The organism is Gemella cuniculi DSM 15828, from assembly GCF_000425665.1.
GTDB classification, from domain to species: domain Bacteria; phylum Bacillota; class Bacilli; order Staphylococcales; family Gemellaceae; genus Gemella; species Gemella cuniculi.
Map to the genome: position 1 here is coordinate 24,118 of NZ_AUDW01000024.1, position 24,481 is coordinate 48,598.

The window sequence follows — 24,481 nt, forward strand, 5'->3', positions numbered from 1 at the left end:
AGTGAGCTATTTTAATTTTTTGATTAATTATTGATAAACAAAATTCTTAAATAGAAAATTAAATCTATAAATTTATAAAAATAAAAACATTAAATCAAATAAATTATTTTATATCATTTTTTATTATTTTTATATTTAATTTTAAAAAAATTAATGACTGTTATTGACGTTAATTATATTTCACAAACTTTTATTTTGTACTTTGTGTAATTTTTTAATATGATAATTATGATAATTGAGTTTTTTGGGTTTTATTTTATAATTTATATAATGAATTAAACTAACGAGTATACATTTTTAAAATCATAAACAAAAAGAATAAATAATGTAAAAAAATATAAAAGTAACATTATTTTGTTTAAATTGGTAAAACTTATATCTTTTTTTTAATTACACCAACGAATTTAGTGAAGAGGAAATTTAACAATCTTATATAACTTGTTGCTTTTACCTAAAGTTATAAGGAAAAGAACGTGCTTTATATACAAAATCCATTAGATTATTGTAAAAGAAAGAGAAAATCATCTTGGAATATTAAATCAATTATTACCTTCAATTTCTTATATTTCCAAAAAACTAATCTCCAAAGAGGGAAGAGGTTTTATGATGAAAATTTCAAAAATGGTCTATAATACAAACCCAAGTACATTTATTTTTAGTAGTATATTAGATAACTAGGCTATTTTGTTTCTTTAATCACTAAATAGCTTAGATCTCTAACAAAAAAAGATTAATCATTATAACTAAGTACACTGATTAATCTTTTTTGTTATAAATTCAAGTAATGTTAAAAAAACATTTTTCATCACTTTGTAATTAATTTTATTTTATAATATAAAATTATTGTGAATTTTTTATTTTTCATATTTTCTTGGTTAATATTAATTAATTTTAAATTTAAAGAAAAAATATTTTTTCAGTAAAGATTAATATCAAATTAATAAGAGCGTTTTATGATGAATCTCTAAAAAATAACAAATGAACTTTATCTCATGTTTCTTTGAAGTAATCTACTTAATAGAAAAAGTTTATGTGTATCAGTTTCCTTAACGATATCTACGGTGTCTTTTATATACTTTTGTCTTTTGAAACAAATCTACAAATCCTTTTATTATTGCCAAAAAGTTACACGTCATTTTTCTTATATAATCAAACCTACAACATATCCAAAGTTCCGTTTTTTATAGCTGTTTTTTCCATAAATTTCAGCATAAATACTCCTAATGTTAGAAATATTCCAGCTAATATAAATTCTCCTCTTACTAGATAAATATTATCTATCATTGATTCTCCTTGAACCAACTTTTGTGCTAACAGAATCGATCTCGTTAGTGGTAACATATAAGAAAATTGTTCTACTATGTGAGGAAGATTATTTACAGGGTAATTTGCTCCTGTAAATATTAATAATACTTTATCTAACGTATTGGTTACTAGATGTATCTCTGTTGTTAACAATATAAAGCATGAAAATAAAAATCCAAAACATGTTGATGAAAAAATCGCCAATATTAAAACCAAAACAAGTTCTATTATTTTTTGAGCAGTCCATAAAACTCCAATTAAAATACTTATCACACTTACTCCAAAAATTATTGAAATAAAACTAATAAACATAGACGATATTGCACTAGAAAGTAATATTTCTGATATACTGGTTTTTGTTGCCAGCGTTAGAGCTAATGTACCACTCATTCTTTCTCTTGCAAGTTGCAATCCTACTCTATAAATCGCTGAAAAAGAACTCGTTACTATTGCATTACTAATAATCCATTTTTCTACATCTTCTGCACCGTAAACATAATATCCAACAAGAGAATAACACAGCATTTGCATCAACGGGAGTAGTAAATCAATGGTGAAAAAAGCTCGCCAATCATTTAAAACCGAAGACACTTTATACGAAAAACTAACTCTTCTAAAAAATCTTAAGACATTTTCCATTCTAAAACACCTCCAAAGTCCCATTGATAACACACAATTTTTTAATCTTTCTAAATGAAACAATACTAATAATAAAGTAAATAACTGTTATAAAAATAAGTACTATTGCTATCTTTAATAATTGGTCATTGCTTCCACCTTGTATAGCTAATTTGAAGCCTTTCATCGCCCATGTAGGGCTAAGAAGATATGATATATATTGAACAAATCTAGGAAATATTGAAATTGGAAAAATCATTCCTGCTAATATTATTATTGGATAATCTATAACATTCATAAGAAGACTTATTTTTCTTGATAGGGTGAATAAACCTGCCATCATAAAGCCAATCGCTACCATAGATATTATCATGAGCACTGTTATTAAAATAAAATAACTAAAATTTGCAAAAACTATCGGTATATTAAATAAAATTTTTACCGTCAGCATATTTAGACAAAAACTAAATATTCCCCACAATGTATTCCCTATTATCTTGCCAATAATAATATTTTCAAACCCTATAGGGGAGGTAAATATTATCGGCATCGTACCTAACCATTTTTCTCTATCCATGTCACTTGCTGATGAAAAGCAGATACTTCCCCAAAACGTACTAATTCCCGCACCAATAAAGGCATAGAGCATAAAATCTTCTACACTTCGGTTTCGATAAATCATCCCAAGTAAAAAACCACTTAATATCGGATTAATAAATACACAAAATCTGAACATTGGACGAGCTATTGATTGTTTCATCTGAACTTTTGCACTCATAATAATTGCTCTCATACTATTTCCCCTCCAGTAATTCTATATAAATATCCTCTAAAGTTATTTCTAAATTCTTCTTATTTTTTTCTTCTTGCTCTTTTTCTTTTTTAGCTTTTATTTCTTCTTTTCTTTCTCGAGAGATTAAGTTTTGAAGACCTACTACATCATCTAGTGCAATTATCTCTCCCTCATTTATTATCGCTATTCTATCACAAAGTTCTTCTGCTTCTGGCATATAGTGTGTCGTTATCAATACTGTTACACCTTCTTTTGCGAAATCCTTTATTAACTCACGTAGTTCAACGGCACCTATTGGATCAAGACCAATACTAGGTTCATCTAAAAAAATTATTTTAGGATTATTTAATAAAGCACGAGCAATCTGTAATCTCTGTTTCATTCCTTTTGAAAAAGTTTCTACTCTCTTATCAATCACCTCACTTAACCCTACACGTGTTACTAAATCTTCTATAAGTCCTTTCTGTTCACCACGAGGAATTTTATAAAGGTCAGCAAAATATGCTAAATTATCTCTCGCAGTAAGTCTCCAATAAAGATTCCTTTCTCCTCCAAAAACAAAGCTAATATGCTCTCGGACTTTTTTCGCTTCTGAAAAAGTATCAAAACCCAAGACTGTTGCTTTCCCCTCACTAGGTGCAAGCATCGTTGTTAAAATTTTTATAGTAGTAGTTTTCCCTGCACCATTAGGACCAAGAAGCCCAAAAACTTCTCCTTCTTTTACAGAAAAATCAATTCCTTTTAATGCAACAAACTCACCTTTTTTCGATTCTTTAAACGATCTTTTTAAATTTTTAACGGTAATTACATCAGACATTTTCTCACCTCTAACAATCTTATTAAATTAGACAAAGCAATTCGTTCTTATTCTACTGAATTAAATTGTTTGTAGTTCTTGTTTCGTTTTCTTTTGCTATTTCTATTCTTTTTATTTTTTCTAAATATATTTTTTAATATTCTTTGTTTATATACTTAAACTATCATTTTATCTTTTCCTAATTATACACATATATTGAATTATGGAAAAAAATTGATTTCTTTTATTAAATCAATTTTTTTCCTGCACAATTCATTACACAATCTTCCTTAACTTATTTATGTTTCACACAAAACATTCTTTGTTTATAATTTTCTAGATTTTTTCTAATGCTAATTTTAAATCTTCTATTAGATCATCAATATTTTCTAATCCGACAGAAACTCTTATTTGTGATGGAGTTATTCCAGTAAATTCCAAATCTTCCTCACTTAATTGAGCATGGGTCGTAGAGTAGGGGTGTACTACCAAACTTTTTGCATCAGCAACGTTAGCTAAATTAGAAAATATTTCTAAACTATCTATAACTTTTCTTGCAGCTTGTTCACCTCCAACTACATCAAATGAGAATATTGAACCACTTCCTTTTGGTAAATATTTTTGTGAAAGTTCATAATATTTACTAGTAGGTAATCCTGGATAATTAACTTCAGCAACTTTTTCATGATTGGTTAAAAACTCTATGATTTTTTTCGTATTCGCAACATGACGCTCCACCCTTAGAGATAAAGTTTCTAAACCTTGAAGTAATAAAAATGAATTAAATGGTGATAGCGCTGCCCCTGTATCACGGAGCAGTTGTGTTCTTACATTTGTTATAAATGCTGCCGCTCCACCATCTCGTGTATAACTCAAATTATGGTAACTTGGATCCTCATCGACTAATTGTGGAAATTTTCCGCTGGCTTCCCAATCAAATTTTCCACTATCAACTATAACACCTCCAATAGAAGTCCCATGCCCACCAATGAATTTAGTTGCAGAGTGAACTACTATGTCAACTCCATGGCTAAATGCATTTATTAAGTACGGGCTTGCAAATGTATTATCCACCACCAAAGGAAGCTTATATTTATGAGCTATTTCAGACCATTTTTCTAAATCTGCAACATTGGCATGTGGATTCCCCAAAGTTTCTACAAAAAGCAATCTTGTATCTTCTGATATTGCATTTTCAATTTCTTCAAAATTATCTGGATCAACAAATGTGGCATTTACTCCGTAGCGGGGTAGGGTAAGTTTTAATAAATTATATGTTCCACCATAAATATTTTTTGACGAAACTATATGACTGCCTGCATGTGCTAAAGTTAAAAATGTATAAGTTAAAGCCGCCATTCCCGATGCTGTAGCTAAAGATCCAACACCGCCTTCTAGTGCGTTTATCCTTTCTTCAAAAACAGAAGTAGTCGGATTAGTTATACGTGTATAAATATTCCCAGATTTTCTTAACGCAAATAACTCTTCACCTTCAGTTGTATCATCAAAAACATAAGACGTTGTTTGATATATTGGCACTGCTCGTGATTTTGTTTCTTTGTCTACTGATTGTCCTGCATGTAATTGTAATGTTTCAAAACCAAATTTTCTTGTCATAAAATTTCCTCTTTTCTTTTTGTAGTTAACGTCTTTGTTTATATTTTGTATATAGATAATAATGTGTGATTTTTTATAAAAAATCACCCCTATTGCTAATGCAATAGAGGCGAGTACATTATTATTTCGCGTTACCACTCTACTTTATACTAATCTTACGATTAATACCTTATCCAGTACAATTATACTGTGCGCTATATCGTGCAACAGACGTGTCTACCTATTAGATAAACAAAACTCTAAGACCATTTTCAATTAATCCTTACTGCATTACTTCGCACCACCCAGTAACTCTCTGTTCTAGCTCGTTTTAATTTACTTATCTTTTCAACGTTTTTTATTAAATTAAACTAATTGTACCTCTATTTATTTTATTTGTCAATAATTTTTTGAAAAATTTTATATTAAATTCCGTCCCGCTATAAAAATAAACAATATAAAAATATAAAATTATTTCAATTTACTATCGTTTTTTATAAAAAATATTTTTAGAAATTTTTACGTTATTTTAATTTTACGTTATAAAATTTTTACTTCATTCAGAATCATCAAAATTAAGGAGAAAAAATAATAACCAATTTTTCCTAAGAACACGAACACTTGCTTCCAAATCTTTCACTAGATTAATTCTTGAGATAACTGTGCATACACTATTCGTACGAGACAGTTATAAGATCTCCAATGAATAAAACTATAAAAAATCTTACTGGATACTTAAACAAGAGCTACTTTAATCTAAAAGAATTTGCCCGAAAATTCGTCAGCAGTTACTGAAGAATTGCTTCATAACATTATTACTAAAAATTCTAACATACTACGTAATTTACGATTTTTGAGTTACTCACTTTACCTTATTTTTTTAGAATGATATAATTAAGAAAAAAGCAATATACCAATTTTTAAAATTATCATGTAGTATATTTAATAATTGGTAGAGGAGGTTAATATGGAATTTATTAAAACTGAGAATGGTTTTGCTAAATACGACGAGGAAGGGAAATTAATTGCCGAAATCACTTATGCTTCTACATCTGATCCAAATGTCGTTGAAGCTAATCATACATTTGTCGATTCATCACTTCGAGGTCAAGGCGTTGCTGGAAAGCTATTAAATACTCTTGTTAATGATATGAATAAACAAAACAAAAAAATTAAAGCTACTTGCTCTTATGTCGTAAAAAAATTCGAAGAGGACTCTTCTTACGACTTTATAAATGCTGAAAAATAGCTTTCCAAACAAAAAAAGAGTGACAGGTTGTTGGAAACAACTCAAGAGGAAGAAAATTTTTAAAAATCTCACAAAATAACCTATATGCAGTAGTTTATTGATATCAAAATTTACTTTACAAAAATCTTTTTTGATATATAAGTAAACTGTGTAGCGGGGCTCGACAAAATTATTAAGAAATTGCAACTATAATTTTAAAGAAAAGATTATAGTTGCTTTTGCATACACTACGTTGTATAAGTTGAACAATAAGATTTTTCCGCATTATTTTTCTCTTTAAAAATCTTATCAATCATTTAAAACAACACTCACTTAAATCTTAGACATTTACGGTGTGAAAATTTGTTACTAGTCATCGAAAGAATTCTTCATAATATTTATAATTCTAGCGTACATCCTAACTCACAATTTCGAGTCTCCTCCTCAAACAGTCTAGAATAGCTAAAAGCTGATTTCTATCTTGCTAAGCTATTTTTTATTTTATAAAGAATCTTTAAGCACAAAAAAGTTCGTAAATAATATCATAAAAAATTATCCTTAACTAAAAACTCCTTCTTTTTCTTTTTTTATTCTATAAACATAAAAACAAAGAAATATTTTTATTATTTCTTTGTTTATTTTTCTGTATTTATTTTTTAAATTTTCATTTATTTTTATTTTTGTTTTATATGAAACATTTTTTCTGCCATACTTATTAATACTCCACTATATGTAGTACTCCGCTATCATATTCTGCTAAAAATATTTTTGATGTATCTTCATACCCCATTTCTTTTAACGTTTCTCTTAACCAATCTTCCGTTCTATCCATCGATTCCAACGTATTATGTTGAATTGTTCCATCAGTTATTACTGGATATTTTGGGTTTTCTTCTCCTTGTTGAACAATTATTAACTGTCCATTTTGTTCAAGAACTGCTCGTTTTACCTTTTTTATACTATACACTCCTTGCGTACGTAATTTAAAGGCTATATCTTGTGCTGTTAATCCTGCTTTTCTAGTTATTTCTACATCTATCTTTCCATTTTTTATAACGGTTGTCGGTTGTCCATCAACTATTTTTTTAAATTGTGAACTATTAGTTTTTAACCATTTTAAAGCTAACACCAATATTATCCATATTAATAATATATTAAAATATTGCAAAATAGAAATTGATGGACTATAAATTACACCTCCTATAATACCTCCAAGTACATAATTTTGTACCTGATCGCTAGCTGAGGTTGGTGCCAAATTCCCTTTTCCTGAGATATTTATTACTAATATTAGCGATACTAATCCTAAAGCAAGTTTTATTGCTATTTCCACATAAGATAACTGCATTATTTAAAAACCTCCACCTTTTCTACTATAGGATCTACTAATTCTATTTTTTCTAACAAATAATCATCCTTTTTCCCACTGCTTATAACTCTATAATAAGCATCATCAATTTTTACAAATGAATTTTCTATAGACGCCTCACTATTAATATATATCGTCTCTTTATCGATTTTTAGATGATTAGCTATATTTTCTATGAACTTTACTGAACTTTTATATTGATCTGTTGAAATGCTTGATTTTTGATAACTACTAACTTCTATACCAACTAAAAGAAATATTCCAAATATAAAAATTATTGCTAATTCTCTATATTTACTATCTTGCTTATTTCGATAGTATTTAAATAGAGAAAATATCAAAAATAAAACCAGTATTCCTCCTAATATAAATTCCATCATATTACTTTGTTCTACCTTGCTTAGTAGATATTTATAAGAATAAAATTTCAATTTATAACATTCCTTTCCTTAATATACTTTATACCATTTTAATACCAGAGTTATTGTTTGTACATATTTATTTTAATTTTTTTCAAAATAACACCTAGTTTTAGCAAAGTTTTATTATTTTTGTTTATCATGTATTACCAAAAATATTTTTATTATTATACAAATTTTATTGATTTTAATATTTCTAAAAATAAATAAAGATATTTTTATTGTTTTATTAACAAAAAATTTTTTTATTAAAAATAACGATATATATTTAATAATTTTTAAAATTATTAAAAGAAACTAAACACAAAAAAGGACAGCTAAATTAGCTGCCTTTTTCACATGCTACATCTTTTATTTTTAATAAACCTTTGCTAATTCTTTTTTTCAAATTCACTTAAATTTTTTGTTAATTAAACTCTGTTTTTACATGACTATTTTTTATCTATATTTATCGTTCCAATCAATTACGCCATTCTCATATACATCTTTTTGAAGTAAATCTGATATTTTTAAAGTTTCTAACTCTTTATAAAAAGCTTCTAATCCGTTTTCTAATGTTGTTTTAACTTTATTTTCAGCCTCATAAACATGTTCTTCTTCTTCATAAACTTGATGCGCTATATGTTTAAACTCTAAAACATCTGCATGAATTTCTAAAGCGAAAAAAATATCTTTTAATGTAATATCATTTACCGGTTTTGCTAATTGGTATCCTCCTATTTTACTCGCGTTTGATGACACCAATCCTGCTTTTGATAATTTATTCAAAACTTTTTTTAAATATGAATCTGATACTTGTAATACCTGACTAAGTATATGACTTTTAATGGGCTTATGTTCTTTTTGAAGAGCTAACATTGTAATAACATATGTTGCTTGCTCTAGACTTTTATTTAATTTCATTTATTCCTCCATTGATTTTTCCAACTCTTTTTTTCCAGCAGTTAAAATAGTTTTATATAATGTTTTCGCCATTTTTCCTGCTAGACGGTTAGCTAATTTTTTCCCAACAGGTGTTGGAACTTCTATCTCAATTATCCAAGTTACCTTGGTTGTTTTTTCATCTATTTTTTTAAAGGCGATTTCTGTAAAATCTTGGCGAACAGTTGGAAAAGAGCGATTTACTTTATAACGAATATAAATATCCTTTTTTACATCTGTTATTTCCTCAAAATACCAACCAGCTATCATAATAATATCACGTTGTGAACCTTTTATCCATTTACTAGATTTTTTTCTCCAATCTGCCTTAAAGACAATAGGGGACTTTATAAAGTTTTCTGACTTAAAAAACCAAGAGAAAACTTGTGGAGTAGGTGCTTTTATTTCTTGAGTAATTTCTACACGTTCTATCATTATCTTACTTTACCATTTTAGAAACAAGCTCGTCTGCTACATCACTCACTTGAACTGGTTTCATATTTTTAATGAATATTCCTAAACATTTGAATATAGGAATCATTTTAGCTAAAGCATCGCTACGACCATTTCCATAAACAACAGTTGGCTCAACAATTTCTGTACGAATACCACTGACACGCAATTTTTCTGCTATACGTTTTTTTCCTTCCAGGAATTTTTTAGGGCCTAAAAGATCACCAATAAACCCCATTGCTTTTACTTGATTTGCTTTTGCTATTTGCAGCATGACTTCTGCTGGTTTATCATTTACTTGTTTAAAAGCTTCATCATCACTTTCAGGTCGTCCAACAAAATCTACAATATAGTCTATTTTTTCTGGTAATTTACTTGCTACTTCTTCATAATTTGTTACATCTGCTGCTATATTTTTTATGCGATCATCATTTAAATCATTTTTTCCTGAACGAGACACTACATAAAATACCGCACTAGAATCTTTTTTCATCCAAGATTCTGTTACATTTCTTCCTATATATCCATTTCCACCTAATAATACTACGTTTGTCATTATTTTTTACCTTCTTTCTTTTTTATAAAATGATAATACTATCTTTTTTGTTTGTATCGTGATTAAAATAAATTCCTTTACAATTATTTTTTTGTGATAAGTCCTTTAGCCACACTAATGAACTAACCGCTGCGGATTTATCCGCTAATACCCCTGGAATTTTTAATTTTTCTAATGAATCGCCTGCATAACCTACATCCGAGGCTAGGACAATAAATTCACCTTTTGAATTTTTTACTACTACACTGGTTAGACCTAAGCTATGTCCTGGTGTTTCAACTAAATGAACACTATCATCTCCGAATAAATCTAAAGATTTTTTTCCAAATATCTGTGAAGTATCTGTTTTAAACTTTGTAAATTCAACCCCTTGCCAAAGGGAAGACATATAGCGGATTTTATCTTTTTTAGCTGATTCCCATTCTGTCTGATTTACTAAGATTTTTTCCACATTTTTAACATGTTCTAAACCACCAACATGATCCAAATCCAAGTGAGATAAAAGTAGGTAGTCAATGTCTTTTTCAGATAAACCTAATGCAGATAATCTTTCATCTATTGCCCACCCCTCCGGAAGATATGGTTTGCTAAAAAATAGACGATACCCTAAATGTTTCCGAGCTTCCTTTCGAACAGCCTTGCTCCAACCTGTGTCTATCAAAACTCTCCCTTTGGGATGTTCAATCAAATATGATGATACCGGTATTAATACCCTATGCTTAGAACTTCTAAATAATCCAGTATATGCGATAGGATTTGCTGATTCTTGATGATAGAGTAGTGCTTTATCTACTTCAACCATACCAGTTTTAAAATGTTGAATTTTTATTTCTGTCATAAGTTGCCTTTCTAAGATTTGTTATTTATTTCTTTATTAAATATTTGAACAAAGAAATTGTGTTCTTAAGATTTTTTTTATCTTGAGATAAGTATATAACTTAGGATAAAAAAAGTCAATAGTTTTTCGAAAAAAAATTAAAAAATATATTTCGTTTAGATTTTTAGCATGTTTTTTCGAATTTATACACAACGAGAAATATTAATTAGAACTGCTTTACTAGTATGTTTTTTATCCTTGTTATATGAATATTCCCTTAACTGCTTTTTACTTCGTACAATAATATCAGTATTCATATTGCAGTTAATTAATCAAAAAATAACTAATTGCTATATATAAAAAGGAAATCATTCTAGATAACTAAAACAATTTCCTTTTTGTATTTTTTATTAAAAAGATAATATATCAATTAAGTAATAATTCCACAAAAATTATATCCTTTATAATAAATTATTACTTAATACGACTTCAACAGGGCAGTGATCACTACCAAAAATATCATTATGAATTTTTGCATCTTCTAGGTAATTTTCAAGATTGCGGCTTACTAGAAAATAGTCTATTCTCCAACCTGCATTGTTTTTTCTTGCATTAAATCGATAGCTCCACCATGAATATACTCCTGTTACTTCAGGATTAAAATATCTAAAAGTATCTATAAAACCTGCTTCTAAAAGTTCACTAAATTTTTCTCTTTCCTCTTTTGTGAATCCTGCATTCTTAGTATTAGTTTTAGGTTTTTTTAAATCTATTTCTGTGTGTGCTACATTTAAATCACCACAAACCACTACTCCTTTGTTCTTATTTAGCTCTAAAAGGTAATTTTTAAAGTCTTTTTCCCATTTCATTCTATATTCTAATCTTTTTAATTCACTTCCTGAATTTGGAGTATAAACTGTTATAAAGAAAAATTTATCATATTCTAATGTAATTACTCTTCCTTCTGTATCATGTTCTTCTAATCCTATTCCATACGTTACATTTAGTGGTCTGTGTTTTGTATAAATTGCCGTTCCTGAATATCCTTTTCGCTCAGCATAATTAAAATAACTATAATATCCTTCAAATTTTAAATCTAATTGTCCTTCTTGCATTTTTGTTTCCTGTAAACAGAAAAAATCTGCATCAAAATTTTTAAAATCTTCTTCAAAATTTTTATTTACTATTGCTCGAAGTCCATTAACATTAAAACTTATACACTTCATCTATTTACCTCACTTTCTTTTTAACTCATCTCTTTTTATATCATTTTCTTTAATTATGTATATATATAAAATTAAAGTAACTATTTAAATTTATTTTTTCATTTTTATATTGTTTCTTATGAAACATTTTATTTTCCTAAACAAAATCTGCTGAATAATTCATTGATTAATTCATCACCAGAGTTTTCTCCAATTACTTCCCCTAATAAATTAAATGTAGTTGTATAATCTATAAGAATCATATCAACTTCTAAACCAATTTCCGCTGCTCCTATGGCTTCATTTAGGCTTATTAAAGCTTTTTTTATTAAGTTTATTTGACGAGTGTTTGATAAATATGTTGCATCTTTTGGTTTTGCAACTCCTCCGAAAAATAAATCTCTAATATTTTTTTCTAATTCATCAATTCCTTTGTAAGTTGTCATTGAAGTCTTTATAACCGGATGATTATATGTTAATTTTTCCACTTCTTTCATATCTATCTTTGTTTCTAAGTCTAGTTTATTCAATATTACTATCGTAGTTTTATTTTCTGTTAATTTTAACAATTCTTTATCATCTTCTGTTAGTTCTTCGTTACTATTTAGTAAAAACAAAACTAAATCTGCTTTTTCTAGAGCTTCTTTACTTCGTTCTACACCTATTCGTTCAACGACATCATCAGTTTCACGAATTCCTGCAGTATCTATTAATTTTATCGGTACACCTTTTATATTAACATATTCTTCCAATACATCTCGAGTCGTTCCAGCAATATCTGTAACTATCGCTTTATTTTCTTGTAATAAATTATTTAACAATGAACTTTTCCCTACATTTGGACGTCCTATAATAGCTGTATTAATCCCATCTTTTATTATTTTCCCTTGTTTAGAAGTTTCTAATAAATTTTCTAAACTACGCTTAATATTTGTTGATTTTTCTAAGATAGTTTTGGTAGTCTCTATCTCAAGGTCATCATATTCAGGATAATCTATATTTACCTCCACAACAGCTAATATATCTAAAATCTCTTTTCTCAATTTTTTTATCAAATTTGATAATCTACCTTGCATTTGATTATTAGCAATCATGCTAGCTTCATCTGTTTTACTCTTTATAAAATCAATCACTGCTTCAGCTTGAGTCAAATCAATACGTCCATTTAAAAATGCTCTTTTAGTAAATTCTCCTGGTTCAGCTAACCTTGCCCCATGTTCTAAACATAAAGCTAAAACTTTCTGGATAGTAACTATTCCTCCATGACAATTTATTTCTACTACATCCTCTGTTGTGTAAGTCCTAGGACCTATCATTTTCACAAGCATAATTTCTTCGATTTTTTCTCCAGTTATAGGATCGATAACATTTCCATAATTTATCGTATGTGTAGGTAAATCCTTTACTGTTTTTCCTTTAGGTAATTTTACTATCTTCTCTGCAATACCAAACGCTTCTTTTCCACTTAATCTTACAATTCCAATCGCACCTTCACCAAGTGCTGTTGATATTGCACAAATTGTTTCACTCATTCTTTATTCTTCCTTTCAACATCAAATAGACTTGATTAAAAATCTAATTTATAAATTTCAAATTAGATTTTTCTAACTAGTTCTTCTTAAAAATTTTGTAGATAATAATTTTCAAAAAAAAAACATTTATAAAAATTAAATTCTTATTCGTTTTAAAAAAAAGTATTATAACCTCTTAAAACAAATCTCCATCTATACAAAATTCATTTTTATTATCTAAAATTAAAGCGAGGTGGAACCAACTCTTATCCCGCCCATACCTTACTATATCCATATTTATATTAAATACACAAAAATTTACTTAAATACTTTTTATTTTTCTTAAAATTAAACTAAATAAATATTTTAATTTAACTTTAGTTGTAACTTTAACTTTATCTAAAGTACCAGTAATATAATTATAGTCAGAACAAAACTTAATAATATTTTTTTCATAATAGGGCTCATCAAATGATGGGCTTTTCTCCTTTTTCTTAATTATCATGTTGTTAAATAATATAAAGTACGAAAAAATATTACAAATGGATAATCTGAAAAAACTTTATCGACTTTTTTTTCCTTATTTTTAGTTTATCTTTTCGTACTCTATCATAACTATTTTTCTTTTCCTTCTCTTGAAAATATTTAATTCTCACTATCTTTCAAAATTTTCAATTCCGAAACAACAAAATTTAATTCATCTATATCAAATTCCTTTGATAAAACACCACTTGCTCCATTTTTAAAGGCTTCTCTTCTGTAAACAGGTACATTCCCAACACTACTACAAATTAAAATCTTTGCTTCAGGGTATAAAGAACAAATTCGTTTTGTTGCCTCTAAACCATCCATAATCGGCATACAAATATCCATAGTAACAAAATCAGGTTTAACCTTAGAATAAATTTCTAAAGCCTCTTTTCCATTTTCAGCAAAATAATACTCATAACCAGCTTCATCCATAAGAGAAGCTGCACGATTTCTATAATAAGAACTATCATCAACTATTAATACAGTCTTCATTATCTCTCCTATTTCGCGGTAATTACTAGATATCTATGTGGTTCTTCACCACAAGATTCTGTCTCAACATTTTTTATTCCTGTTAAAGCATTGTGCATAATCTTTCTCTCAACACTAGTCATAGGCTCTAACTCTACCGGTTTTCCTATTTTTTTAGATTTTTTTGCCAAATTTAAAGCTAATTCTTCTAATGTTTTCTTACGAGTTTCTCTATAATCATCACAATCTACCTCTATTCTAAAGAAGTGCGAACTAAATTTTTTAGCGTAATTATTTACCAAAAATTGCAAGCTATTTAGTGTATTTCCTCTTTTTCCTATAATTAAACTAGTATTTTCTTCTGTTTTTATATTTAGAGTAAAATGCCTGTTTCCTTCTTCTATAAATTCGACATCTGCATCTTTATATCCCATAGCAATTACAATGTTTTTCAGATACTTAACTATACTATCTTTATTTTTTACAATATAGTCTTCCCTTTTTTCTTTTTTATCTTCTAACTGAGCAACATCTGTTTTTTCTTCAGTAGCAATTTCTTTTTGAATATCGTTCTCTTCTAAATCTGCTGCTTTAGCAACATTTTTTCTTTCTGAAACTTCATCTTTTTTAATATTTTTTTGCTTTACTTCTTCAACAACAGTTTTTTCAATTTTTTCAAAATCATAATCCAGTGGAATTAATTTTACCTTAGCTTCTTTTTTAAATAATCCCAAAAATCCGCTGCTTCCACCATCTAAAACTTCTATTTTAACTTTTTCCTCTGTTAGTGACAAATCTGCCAAACCGTTTTTTATAGCTTCATCTACACTACCCGCTTTATAAATAAAATCTTTTTTCATTTTTAAACCCTCTTCTCTTTTATTATAAGTTTTGAATTTTTTAATACATGATCCAAAGAATTTCCAAATTCTAAAAATGGTAACTCTTTAGCTCCTGCTCTAACAATAACTATTATATCATAATTTTTCACAAAATCTTTTCTTGTTTTAAAGCTTTCTCTAACATACCTTTTTAATTTATTTCGTTCATATGCTTTTCCTAATTTTTTACTAACGGAAATACCTAATCTCATATGCTCTAAATTATTTTTTTCATAATAAATAACAAACTGCCTGTTAGCAAAAGATTGCCTTTTTTTTATAATCTTATCAAAATCTTGACTCTTTTTTATTCTATATTCTTTTTTCATCCTAAACCCTTTCTTATCATTAATATTTTAGCAGTTTCTTACACTTTTTACAACTATCTTTATATATTAACTAAAAATATGAAATTTTTATTTTTTAGTTAATATCAAAAAAAAGAACACCGCCTAAGCGATGTTCTAATGCAAAACTATTAAGCTGAAAGAACTTTTCTTCCTTTTGCTCTACGTCTTGCTAATACATTTCTTCCGTTTTTAGTGCTCATTCTAGCTCTAAATCCGTGTACTTTTGAATGTTTTCTTTTATTTGGTTGATACGTACGTTTCATCTTAACCTCCTCGAGTTTTCCTTTTTTTCTTTAGATAGATGTAATAACTGATATAGTTTAACATATATAAGCTAATTTATCAAGAAAAAAATAGCTTTTATCAAAAATTTAATATTTTCTATTTTTGTTTTTTGATACTTAAGAAATAATTTTACTCTTTTTCTTTACTGTTAATAACTAAAGAAAATCAACAAAATTTTTAATAATTTTGTTGAAAACTCTTTAAAAAGTAAAAAATACTATCTATTTTTTAACTACATATCAACAATTTATTAACAGAATTAACAAAAATCATCTTCTTATTTATTAACACCTGTGAAATTAGTGTGAAAAATTATAGATTCCTTTTTATTTAAACATTTTATATTGTTAATAACTTATTAATTTTTCTTAATAACTTTATTCCTTCTTTTAAAAAATTGGGTTTTTCACAGATTTTAATTATATTTTATTAAGAGTTATTAAAAGTTTTTTCACAGGTGTTAATAACTTTATTTTTTCTTTTGTTTTATCTCTTTTTTTATGTTATAATTTAGTGTACATTTTTAAGGAGGGATATTTTGAGTAATTCTAATTTTTTATGGGAAATTATTCTTAGAGATCTAAAAGCTGAAGGATTATCTCCAGAAGTTTTTGAAACTTGGTTTTTAGGTGCTTCTATTGATAAAGTTGATTTTGTTAATAAAAACGTAATAATCACAAGCAAAGAAGTTCTAGTCTCACAATATCTTAAAGGAGCTTATGATGATAAATTAAAAGCTATTTTGAAAAAAAATACTGGCTTTGATTTTAATATTGAGTATGATTCTTTAGATAATAATTTTCCTTTACCTACAAAAAATCAAACAAAAGAAAATTCTATTCCAGCAGAAGAATTAATTAAACAAAATTTTCTTCAAGGCGATAAACCCTCAGGTGCTCAGCATTTTTATCAGAAACAAAGTTTTCCTCTAGAAGATTATAAAAAACCTGTTCCTAATAAAAATATTTCCAATAGCAAGAAAAATCCAACACTTAATAAAAATTATACTTTTGATAATTTTGTCGTAGGTGATGGTAATAGGTATGCTCACGCTGTTGCTTATGCTGTTGCTGATAGCCCCGGCGGAATTTATAATCCTCTTTTTATTTATGGTGGGGTTGGTCTTGGTAAAACCCATCTTCTTCATGCTATTGGTAATGAAATGGAGGCAAATTTTCCTGACTTCAAAATAGAATGTATTTCTTCTGAGAAATTCTTAAATGAATTTTTAGCTTCTATTAAACCTAAAAATAATAAAAATGATAGTGCTGACGAAGATTTCAGACGTAAATATCGAGACGTTGATGCTTTATTAATTGATGACATTCAATTTTTATCTGGAAAAACAGAAACACAAAATGCATTTTTCCACACTTTTAACGATTTGCAGATGAATCAAAAACAAATTGTTCTTATCAGTGATAGAGCTCCTTCTCAACTTAATGATCTTGAAGACAGACTTGTTACTCGTTTTGAACAAGGGATGAAAAATGATATAACTCCTCCTGACTTTGAAACTCGTATGGCTATTTTGAAGTACAAATGTGGACAGTTTAATATAGAACTTGATGAAGAAACACTTACTTATATTTCTAATAATGTTTCTTCTAATATCAGAGAATTAGAGGGTGTTCTTAAACGTATTAAATTTATATCCGCTACTAATCATGAAAAACCTTCTCTGGCTATTGCTGAAAAAATTCTTAAAGATGTCAGAACATCTCCACGTAAAAATATTTTACCTGAAAATATTATTAATGTTTGTTCTGATTTCTATAGAATAAAAGTAGATGATATGCTCTCTTCTAATAGAAAAAAAGAAGTTGTTCAAGCACGTAATATAGCTATATATTTATGTAGAGAACTTACTAATCTTTCTTTTCCTGCTATAGGTGAACATTTTAATAAAGATCATACTTCTATACTTTACTCATTTAACAAAATTGCTAAATTAAGTAAAGATGATTTTCCTGATATTTTCGAAAATATAGAAATAATAAAAGAAAAACTAGGGAAAATTTAAAAAAAATAGACTGTTAAAAAAATAAAAGTTTTTCTTTTATTTTCTAACAAGTTATTAACAAGGTGAATTTAGTATATTTAGCCAGTTTTCTTGGTTTTCCACAGTTTTTACAGGGCTTATTATTACTATTATATTAAATATATATTATATAAAGGAGAAAAAATGAAATTTACTATCCAAAAATCAAATTTTCTTGATGGACTTAATCACGTTGCAAGAGTAATTGCTCCTAATTCTCTTTTTGAGATACTAAAAGGAATTAAGATAGAGTTGTTTCAAGATAAACTTATTTTAAAAACTAGTGATTCTTTAGTTTCAGTAGAATTTGTTATAAATGCTTTTGAAGATGATAAGGAAATTATAACTATTTTAGAAACAGGTCAAGTAGTATTACCTTCTCGTAATTTTATAGAGATTATAAGAAAAGCTCCTACTGATCTTATAGAAATAGAAACTATAAATAATAATATTTTAGTTCGTTCTGGTAAGAGTGAATTTAATATAAAAGGTTATGATGCAGAAGATTATCCTGAATTTCCTACTATTTCTAAAGAATATAGTTTAAGATTAGATGCAAAGGTTTTTAATGATATTATAAAAGAAACTGTTTTTTGTACAGCACCTAATGATCAAAGACCTATTTTAGAGGGAGTTAATTTTACTCTTAGAAATAAATTTTTAACAGCTACAGCTACTGATTCTTATCGTTTAAGTAGAAGGCAACTTGTCCTTAATGATGAGGATAATGAAAAAGAATTTAATTTAATTATACCAAGAAAGGCTCTTCTTTATTTCCAGAGAATGATTGAGCAAGGTAATGATGAAGTTGAAATTTTTTATGAAAATAATAGAATAGTTTTATACTATCAAAATGTAGTTTATACTGTTTTGTTAATAAGTGGAAATTATCCTAATACTAACAAACTTATACCTACTATTTTTGAATGTTCTTTTACTGCTAATAGTAGAGAATTTTTTAATGCGGTTGATAGAGTTTCACTTATGAGTCGTGAGGATAAGGATGATATTATAAAACTAGTTTTAAAAGAGGGAGTTCTTGAAATTTCTTCTCAATCTAAAGAGTTTGGAAGTGCTATTGAAGAAATCAGAGTTAATTCTACTTTAGAAGAAGATAAATTTGAGATCTCTGTTTCTGGAAAATATTTAAAAGACGCTGTAAGTGCTATTGCATCTGAGGAAATAATTATTAAATTTTCAGGTGAACTAACTGCATTTATAGTTCAACCAAGTGATTATCATAGAGATATTATTGAACTTATTCTTCCTGTAAGAACTTATTAATAAAAGATTTTTAATAAGTTAAAAAAACAATTAAAGGAGATGGAAAAATTTGAAATTTTTTATTCAACAATTACCATTTCCTTTTTTGTGAGTTTAATAATAAAAAAAGAAAGGTTAAATTATGAAAAATAAAACAAATAAGTTTATTATTTTGTTAGGTGTTGTTTTTTTAGGAATGCTCCTTAGAACACCTATAACTTCTGTAGGGGCAATTTCAGGTCCTTTAAAAAGTATTTTAAGTATCAATAATACGACATTTGGACTTATTACGACTATTCCTCTTATTGCTTTTGCTTTGTTTAGTCCTTTTGTTACAAAATTTTCAAATAAGATAGGATTAGAGAAAACTATTGTTTATGCTGCTGTTATTATTTCAGTAGGATTAGCTATTAGATTTTATATAAATACTTATATTTTCTTTTTTGCTACTTTTTTGATAGGGATAGGAATTACTGCTGGTAATGTTCTGTTACCTAGTATTGCGAAAAAATATTTTCCTGAAAAATTGGGAATTATGACGGGTTTTTATGCTGTAATTATGACGATAAGTTCTTCTATTGCCGCAGGAATAAGTTATCCTATATCGAATTCTAATATAGGAGGAAAAAGTTTTTCTACTGCTCTTGCAGTTAATATTTGGATTGTAATAGCGGTAATAAACATATTCATTTATGCTGTTATTTCTAAAAATAATAGCGTAGGAAAAATTTCCGAAAAAAAACAGGGCATCTTTAATTATTTCAAAAGTTCAAAAATGTGGACTATTGTATTAAGTATGGGCCTTCAATCTGCTTTATTTTATTGTAGTGTTTCATGGTTTTCAGAAATTATGGTAAGTAAAGGTTTTTCTCCAGAAGCAGCAGGGGTATTATTATCAATAAGCCAATTCGCACAATTTCCATCTACATTTTTAGTACCTATTTTTGCGGACAAGTTAAAAAATAAATTAATTATTCCTGTAGTTATTACGGCAGGTTATGTTATTTCGTTAGTCGGTATGTTGAATATAGATGCTAATTTTATTGCAATGGCGATATTTATAATAATTTTTGCACTAGCAGGTGGCGGTTCATTTTCTTATGTTATGTATTTATTTTCAGCTAAGTCAAAAAATGAAAGTGAGGCAGCAAACATTTCAGGTTTAGCTCAATCTGGTGGTTATCTATTAGCAGCTATTTTTCCGCCACTTTTAGGTTATATAAGAGATATATCAAATTGGGATACAGCTTTATATTTACTAATAGCGACAGCCGTTGTTTTATTTTTAACATTGATGCATTGTAGTTCTAAAGGAAACATTATAGAAGATTAATAAAGTTAAAAAAGGTTTTGTTATATAATACAAAATCTTTTTTTACATTTTGAATGTAGTTTTGAAAATTATATCTTTATCATTAGAATCTAATTTTATATTTTGTGTTAAATTTTTGAGGAAATATTTATAAAAAAATATTTATTAAAAAAAATAAATATTATATTTATTTTTATTTCAAAAAATAAAAAATAAAAAACCACTAAAAACTATCTTTTAACAAAATAAATTAATATAAATATTTGTAAAACGCTTTTATTTTATTTAATAAAATTATAGTTAACACTTTCAAAATATATTTAAATTAAAAGAAAATAATTAATTTAATCTTAAATTAAACCCTATAAAAACACTTTCTTTTTTACAAAAACTGTGATATAATTCAAAGTGACATGAACGAAAATATTTTAATTAGTTTTTTATATTTAGTTCATAAATTATAGTAAAAATAATTACTTAAAATATCTAATAACTATAATAATTAATGGAGGTTTTTTTATGAAAGCGAAAAACAGAAAAGTAGTTTTAATAGGTGCAGGAATGGTTGGGATGAGCTTTGCTTATCAATTATATTCAAGTGGTCTTTGTGAAGAATTAGGATTAATCGATTTCTTTGCAGAAAAAGCAGAAGGGGAAGCAATGGACTTAAACCATGCTGGAGCTTTAGTACCACCTATTAAAGTAACATCAGGCGGATATGAACAATGTGCTGATGCTGATGTTATTGTTATCGCTGGAGGACTTCCTCAAAAACCAGGTGAAACAAGACTTGACTTAGTAGACAAAAACATTAAAGTTGTTAAAGAAATGTCTGAAAATATTGTTAAATCAGGATTTGATGGAGTTATCGTTATTGCATCTAACCCAGTAGACGTGTTGACAAATGCGTTACAAAAATTCACTGGATTCCCTAAAAATAAAATCGTTGGATCTGGTACAACTTTAGATACATCAAGATTCCGTTACATGTTAGGAGATAAATTAAATATTGCACCAAACAGTGTACGTGGTTATATCATAGGAGAACACGGAGATACTCAATTAGCTGCTTGGAGTAATGTTAACGTATATGGAAAACAATTTGATAAATTCTTAGAAACTTCTAACTACACTAGAGAAGATTTCGCAGATGTAGAAGAAAAAGTTATGAGAGCTGCATACGAAGTAATTAATCGTAAACGTGCTACTTACTACGCTATCGGTATTTCACTATTCACAATCGTTAAAGCTATCTTGCGTGATGAAAATACAGAACTTGCTGTTAGTGGATACTGTGATGGACACTATGGAATTGATGGATTATACATCGGAACACCAGCTATTATCGGACGTGAAGGTGTTCGTGAAGTAGTTGAATTAGTATTAAATGAAGAAGAAGCAGCTAAGATGAAACATTCTGCAGAAGTTCTAAAAGAAACTTTAGCAAATGCATATGCTTCATTAGAAAACTAATACTAAATTTTAAAAATTAAATAAAAATATGGGAGAGTTAGATTTTCTATTCAGTCCTAACTAAAAGGAAAGAATTAAAGAAAATTTAATTCTCTTTTTATTTTTTTAAGCAAGAGTTATTTTGTGATAAGATTAAATAATTTATAAGAATTATAATCTTTTAGCTATTTAACTAAGTAGGAGTCTTCATAAAAGAAAAAGTGAATTTTAAAATTTTTCGTTTAGTCACTAAATAAAAAGATGATTTTGAAAATTCAAAATTGTTTTAAAGATTGTTTTCAAATGCTAGACTTTTAAATAAAAGTTTGGTACAATATAGACGGATGAAAAGGTTTTAAAATTTTTAAATTTATTTTATTTTATTTAATTTATTTTATAATATAAAAATACGAGCAAAGGAGAGATACAATGACAATAACAATTTATGATGTAGCAAAAGAAGCAAAAGTATCAATGGCTACTGTTTCAAGAGTTGTGAATAATAATCCTAATGTAAAAGAGGATACAAGGTTACGTGTACAAGAGGTAATAAAAAAATTAAGATATACCCCAAACGCCGTGGCTCGTGGACTTGCAAGTAAAAAAACTACAACAATAGGAATAATATTACCAGATATAGCTGATCTTTCGTCAGCAGAAATCGTAAGTGGAATAGAGTCAGTTGCTAATATGTATAAATATAATATAATATTAGCAAATTCTTGTGATGATAAAGAAATAGAAAAGAATATTTTTAATTCATTCATAAGTAAACAAGTAGATGGGATTATATATTTAGGACATTCTCTATCAGATAGTTCGAAAAATTACCTTCATGATATTCAAATACCAGTAGTTTTAGCAGGTAACTTGGGAATAGATTCAGAGTTTTATTCAGTAAACATAGATTATGAAAAAGCTGCATATGACGTAACAAAAGAATTTATAGAAAAAGGTTCAAAAAATATTACTGTAGTAATCGATAAATACGAATCACAAAAAACACAAAGAATAATAAAAGGTTATAAGGAAGCATTGGCTGACGGGAATATAGAATTCAAACCTAATTTAATAATAGATGGATATAGAACCTATAAAGAGAGTAATAGGATTTATAAAGCCGTTAGTAATATTGAATCTGATGTTGTAATTACAATGTTTGACGAGGTAGCTTTAGCAATAATGCATCAAGCGTTGGATACAGGAGTGAAAATTCCAAATGAATTGGAAATAATTTCGTTAGAAAATACAAAATTATTAGATATGACAAGACCAAAAATTTCATCTGTGTTCCAACCTATTTTCGATATAGGTGCGGTTTCTATGAGGATTTTAACAAAAGTTATAGATATAGAAAAAGCTAAACGAAAAGGCGAACCATATGAAAACGAAGAATTAGATGAATTAAATGGTCATGAAAACGAAATGTATTTACCATACAGAATAATTCACAGACAGACAACAAAATAACAAATTTAAATATATTTTATAGAAGAAAAAATTAAATTTAATCAAAAAAAAAATAAATTCAAGATGTGAGTAATTATTTATATATAGTGATAAAAAAAACATTTTGAATTTATTTTTTTAATTTTTAGTATTGACATAAAAGAAAGTAGATGATAGAATAGAAAAGTCTTAAAAGATGACTAAAACAAGGATATTGTTGAGAATATTTGATTTAATATTTTTTGAAAAAAGTTGAAAAATATTCTTGACAGAATGAAATAAAAATGATAGAATAATAAAAGTCTTCTGATTAAGAAAGACGAACAATTAAACATTTTTATAAAAAGAATGTTAAGAAAAAAATAAAAAAGTTCTTGACAAAATGAAATGAAAATGTTAGAATAGTAAAAGTGTTCATTTTCAGTATGAACGTTATAAAATGCGGGTGTAGTTTAGTGGTAAAACCTCAGTCTTCCAAACTGATGTTGTGAGTTCGATTCTCATCACCCGCTCCATTATTTTTTTGAACATTGAAAACTAAACGAATTAAGTCAACGTTAATTCCAAAAAGGACAGTTTAGAAAAGAAACTATAAAACTTTTTAAGAGCTAAATCAAGCTAACAAATAATTTGGAGAGTTTGATCCTGGCTCAGGACGAACGCTGGCGGCGTGCCTAATACATGCAAGTCGAGCGAAGATATCTGGTGCTTGCACTAGATAACTTAGCGGCGAACGGGTGAGTAACACGTAAAGAACCTGCCTCATAGACTGGGACAACTACGGGAAACTGTAGCTAATACCGGATAACAGAATTAACCGCATGGTTAATATTTAAAAGTTGGTCAAGCTAACACTATG

At 27.4% G+C, this 24,481-nt stretch carries 22 protein-coding genes, 1 tRNA gene and 1 rRNA gene; 8 read left to right on the forward strand and 16 right to left on the reverse strand.

What is annotated here, in order from left to right; all coding sequences use genetic code 11:
* Positions 1–1,155 precede the first annotated feature (1,155 nt).
* The 4 genes from H612_RS0103295 to H612_RS0103310 all read right to left on the reverse strand — a co-directional run bounded on the left by H612_RS0103295 (position 1,156) and on the right by H612_RS0103310 (position 5,129).
* A complete protein-coding gene (locus tag H612_RS0103295) occupies positions 1,156–1,944 on the reverse strand; it encodes an ABC transporter permease (protein WP_027130162.1) in 789 nt (262 codons plus the stop codon).
* A gap of 1 nt (position 1,945) precedes the next feature.
* A complete protein-coding gene (locus H612_RS0103300) occupies positions 1,946–2,716 on the reverse strand; it encodes an ABC transporter permease (RefSeq protein WP_027130163.1) in 771 nt (256 codons plus the stop codon).
* A 1-nt stretch (position 2,717) separates the two neighbouring features.
* Positions 2,718–3,533, reverse strand: coding sequence for an ABC transporter ATP-binding protein (locus H612_RS0103305; RefSeq protein WP_027130164.1), 816 nt, complete (start codon positions 3,531–3,533; stop codon positions 2,718–2,720).
* A 315-nt stretch (positions 3,534–3,848) separates the two neighbouring features.
* Positions 3,849–5,129, reverse strand: coding sequence for an O-acetylhomoserine aminocarboxypropyltransferase/cysteine synthase family protein (locus tag H612_RS0103310; RefSeq protein ID WP_027130165.1), 1,281 nt, complete (start codon positions 5,127–5,129; stop codon positions 3,849–3,851).
* 946 nt (positions 5,130–6,075) lie between these two features.
* On the opposite strand from H612_RS0103310, the gene H612_RS0103315 reads away from it, so the two are divergent.
* Complete coding sequence (locus H612_RS0103315; protein ID WP_027130166.1) at positions 6,076–6,357, forward strand: GNAT family N-acetyltransferase; 282 nt, start codon at positions 6,076–6,078, stop codon at positions 6,355–6,357.
* 694 nt (positions 6,358–7,051) lie between these two features.
* Here H612_RS0103315 and H612_RS0103320 read toward each other — a convergent pair.
* The 12 genes from H612_RS0103320 to rpmH all read right to left on the reverse strand — a co-directional run bounded on the left by H612_RS0103320 (position 7,052) and on the right by rpmH (position 16,083).
* Positions 7,052–7,684 carry a DUF421 domain-containing protein gene (locus tag H612_RS0103320; protein WP_027130167.1) on the reverse strand — a complete coding sequence of 211 codons (633 nt, stop codon included), beginning with the start codon at positions 7,682–7,684 and terminating at the stop codon, positions 7,052–7,054.
* Positions 7,684–8,136: a DUF3290 family protein gene (locus H612_RS0103325; protein ID WP_027130168.1), complete on the reverse strand. Its 453-nt coding sequence runs from the start codon at positions 8,134–8,136 to the stop codon at positions 7,684–7,686. Before H612_RS0103325 ends, H612_RS0103320 begins: the two co-directional genes overlap by 1 nt.
* A 426-nt stretch (positions 8,137–8,562) precedes the next feature.
* The gene (locus H612_RS0103330) at positions 8,563–9,027 is read right to left on the reverse strand and encodes an RrF2 family transcriptional regulator (RefSeq protein WP_027130169.1); all 465 of its coding nucleotides are present in this window, start codon (positions 9,025–9,027) and stop codon (positions 8,563–8,565) included.
* A complete protein-coding gene (locus H612_RS0103335; protein WP_027130170.1) occupies positions 9,028–9,480 on the reverse strand; it encodes an SRPBCC family protein in 453 nt (150 codons plus the stop codon). It lies immediately after the preceding gene.
* A gap of 4 nt (positions 9,481–9,484) precedes the next feature.
* Positions 9,485–10,054 (reverse strand): NAD-dependent epimerase/dehydratase family protein, encoded by a 570-nt coding sequence (locus tag H612_RS0103340; protein WP_027130171.1) that lies wholly within the window; start codon positions 10,052–10,054, stop codon positions 9,485–9,487.
* Positions 10,055–10,076: 22 nt separating this feature from the next.
* Positions 10,077–10,892, reverse strand: a complete 816-nt coding sequence (locus H612_RS0103345) for an N-acyl homoserine lactonase family protein (RefSeq protein ID WP_027130172.1) — start codon at positions 10,890–10,892, stop codon at positions 10,077–10,079.
* Between the two features lie 440 nt (positions 10,893–11,332).
* On the reverse strand, positions 11,333–12,097 hold the full coding sequence (locus tag H612_RS0103350; protein ID WP_027130173.1) for an exodeoxyribonuclease III: 765 nt from the start codon (positions 12,095–12,097) through the stop codon (positions 11,333–11,335).
* A 128-nt stretch (positions 12,098–12,225) separates the two neighbouring features.
* The gene (gene mnmE, locus H612_RS0103355) at positions 12,226–13,608 is read right to left on the reverse strand and encodes a tRNA uridine-5-carboxymethylaminomethyl(34) synthesis GTPase MnmE (RefSeq protein ID WP_027130174.1); all 1,383 of its coding nucleotides are present in this window, start codon (positions 13,606–13,608) and stop codon (positions 12,226–12,228) included.
* 624 nt (positions 13,609–14,232) lie between these two features.
* On the reverse strand, positions 14,233–14,610 hold the full coding sequence (locus H612_RS0103360) for a response regulator (RefSeq protein WP_027130175.1): 378 nt from the start codon (positions 14,608–14,610) through the stop codon (positions 14,233–14,235).
* Positions 14,611–14,618: 8 nt separating this feature from the next.
* Positions 14,619–15,449 carry an RNA-binding cell elongation regulator Jag/EloR gene (gene jag / locus H612_RS0103365; RefSeq protein WP_027130176.1) on the reverse strand — a complete coding sequence of 277 codons (831 nt, stop codon included), beginning with the start codon at positions 15,447–15,449 and terminating at the stop codon, positions 14,619–14,621.
* A 2-nt stretch (positions 15,450–15,451) separates the two neighbouring features.
* Positions 15,452–15,799 (reverse strand): ribonuclease P protein component, encoded by a 348-nt coding sequence (gene rnpA / locus H612_RS0103370; protein WP_027130177.1) that lies wholly within the window; start codon positions 15,797–15,799, stop codon positions 15,452–15,454.
* A gap of 149 nt (positions 15,800–15,948) precedes the next feature.
* Entirely contained in the window at positions 15,949–16,083 is a 135-nt protein-coding gene (gene rpmH / locus H612_RS0103375; RefSeq protein ID WP_003144116.1) for a 50S ribosomal protein L34, read from the reverse strand.
* Positions 16,084–16,643: 560 nt separating this feature from the next.
* Here rpmH and dnaA point away from each other — a divergent pair.
* The 7 genes from dnaA to H612_RS0103410 all read left to right on the forward strand — a co-directional run.
* Positions 16,644–18,128 (forward strand): chromosomal replication initiator protein DnaA, encoded by a 1,485-nt coding sequence (dnaA, locus tag H612_RS0103380; RefSeq protein ID WP_027130178.1) that lies wholly within the window; start codon positions 16,644–16,646, stop codon positions 18,126–18,128.
* Positions 18,129–18,290: 162 nt separating this feature from the next.
* Entirely contained in the window at positions 18,291–19,430 is a 1,140-nt protein-coding gene (dnaN, locus tag H612_RS0103385; RefSeq protein WP_027130179.1) for a DNA polymerase III subunit beta, read from the forward strand.
* A gap of 121 nt (positions 19,431–19,551) precedes the next feature.
* Positions 19,552–20,742, forward strand: a complete 1,191-nt coding sequence (locus H612_RS0103390; protein WP_027130180.1) for an MFS transporter — start codon at positions 19,552–19,554, stop codon at positions 20,740–20,742.
* Between the two features lie 498 nt (positions 20,743–21,240).
* Positions 21,241–22,194 carry an L-lactate dehydrogenase gene (locus tag H612_RS0103395; protein ID WP_027130181.1) on the forward strand — a complete coding sequence of 318 codons (954 nt, stop codon included), beginning with the start codon at positions 21,241–21,243 and terminating at the stop codon, positions 22,192–22,194.
* A 408-nt stretch (positions 22,195–22,602) separates the two neighbouring features.
* Positions 22,603–23,643, forward strand: coding sequence for a LacI family DNA-binding transcriptional regulator (locus tag H612_RS0103400; RefSeq protein WP_027130182.1), 1,041 nt, complete (start codon positions 22,603–22,605; stop codon positions 23,641–23,643).
* Positions 23,644–24,063: 420 nt separating this feature from the next.
* Positions 24,064–24,137 (forward strand) — tRNA-Gly (locus H612_RS0103405).
* 112 nt (positions 24,138–24,249) lie between these two features.
* Positions 24,250–24,481 (forward strand): 16S ribosomal RNA (locus tag H612_RS0103410); the annotation flags it as partial.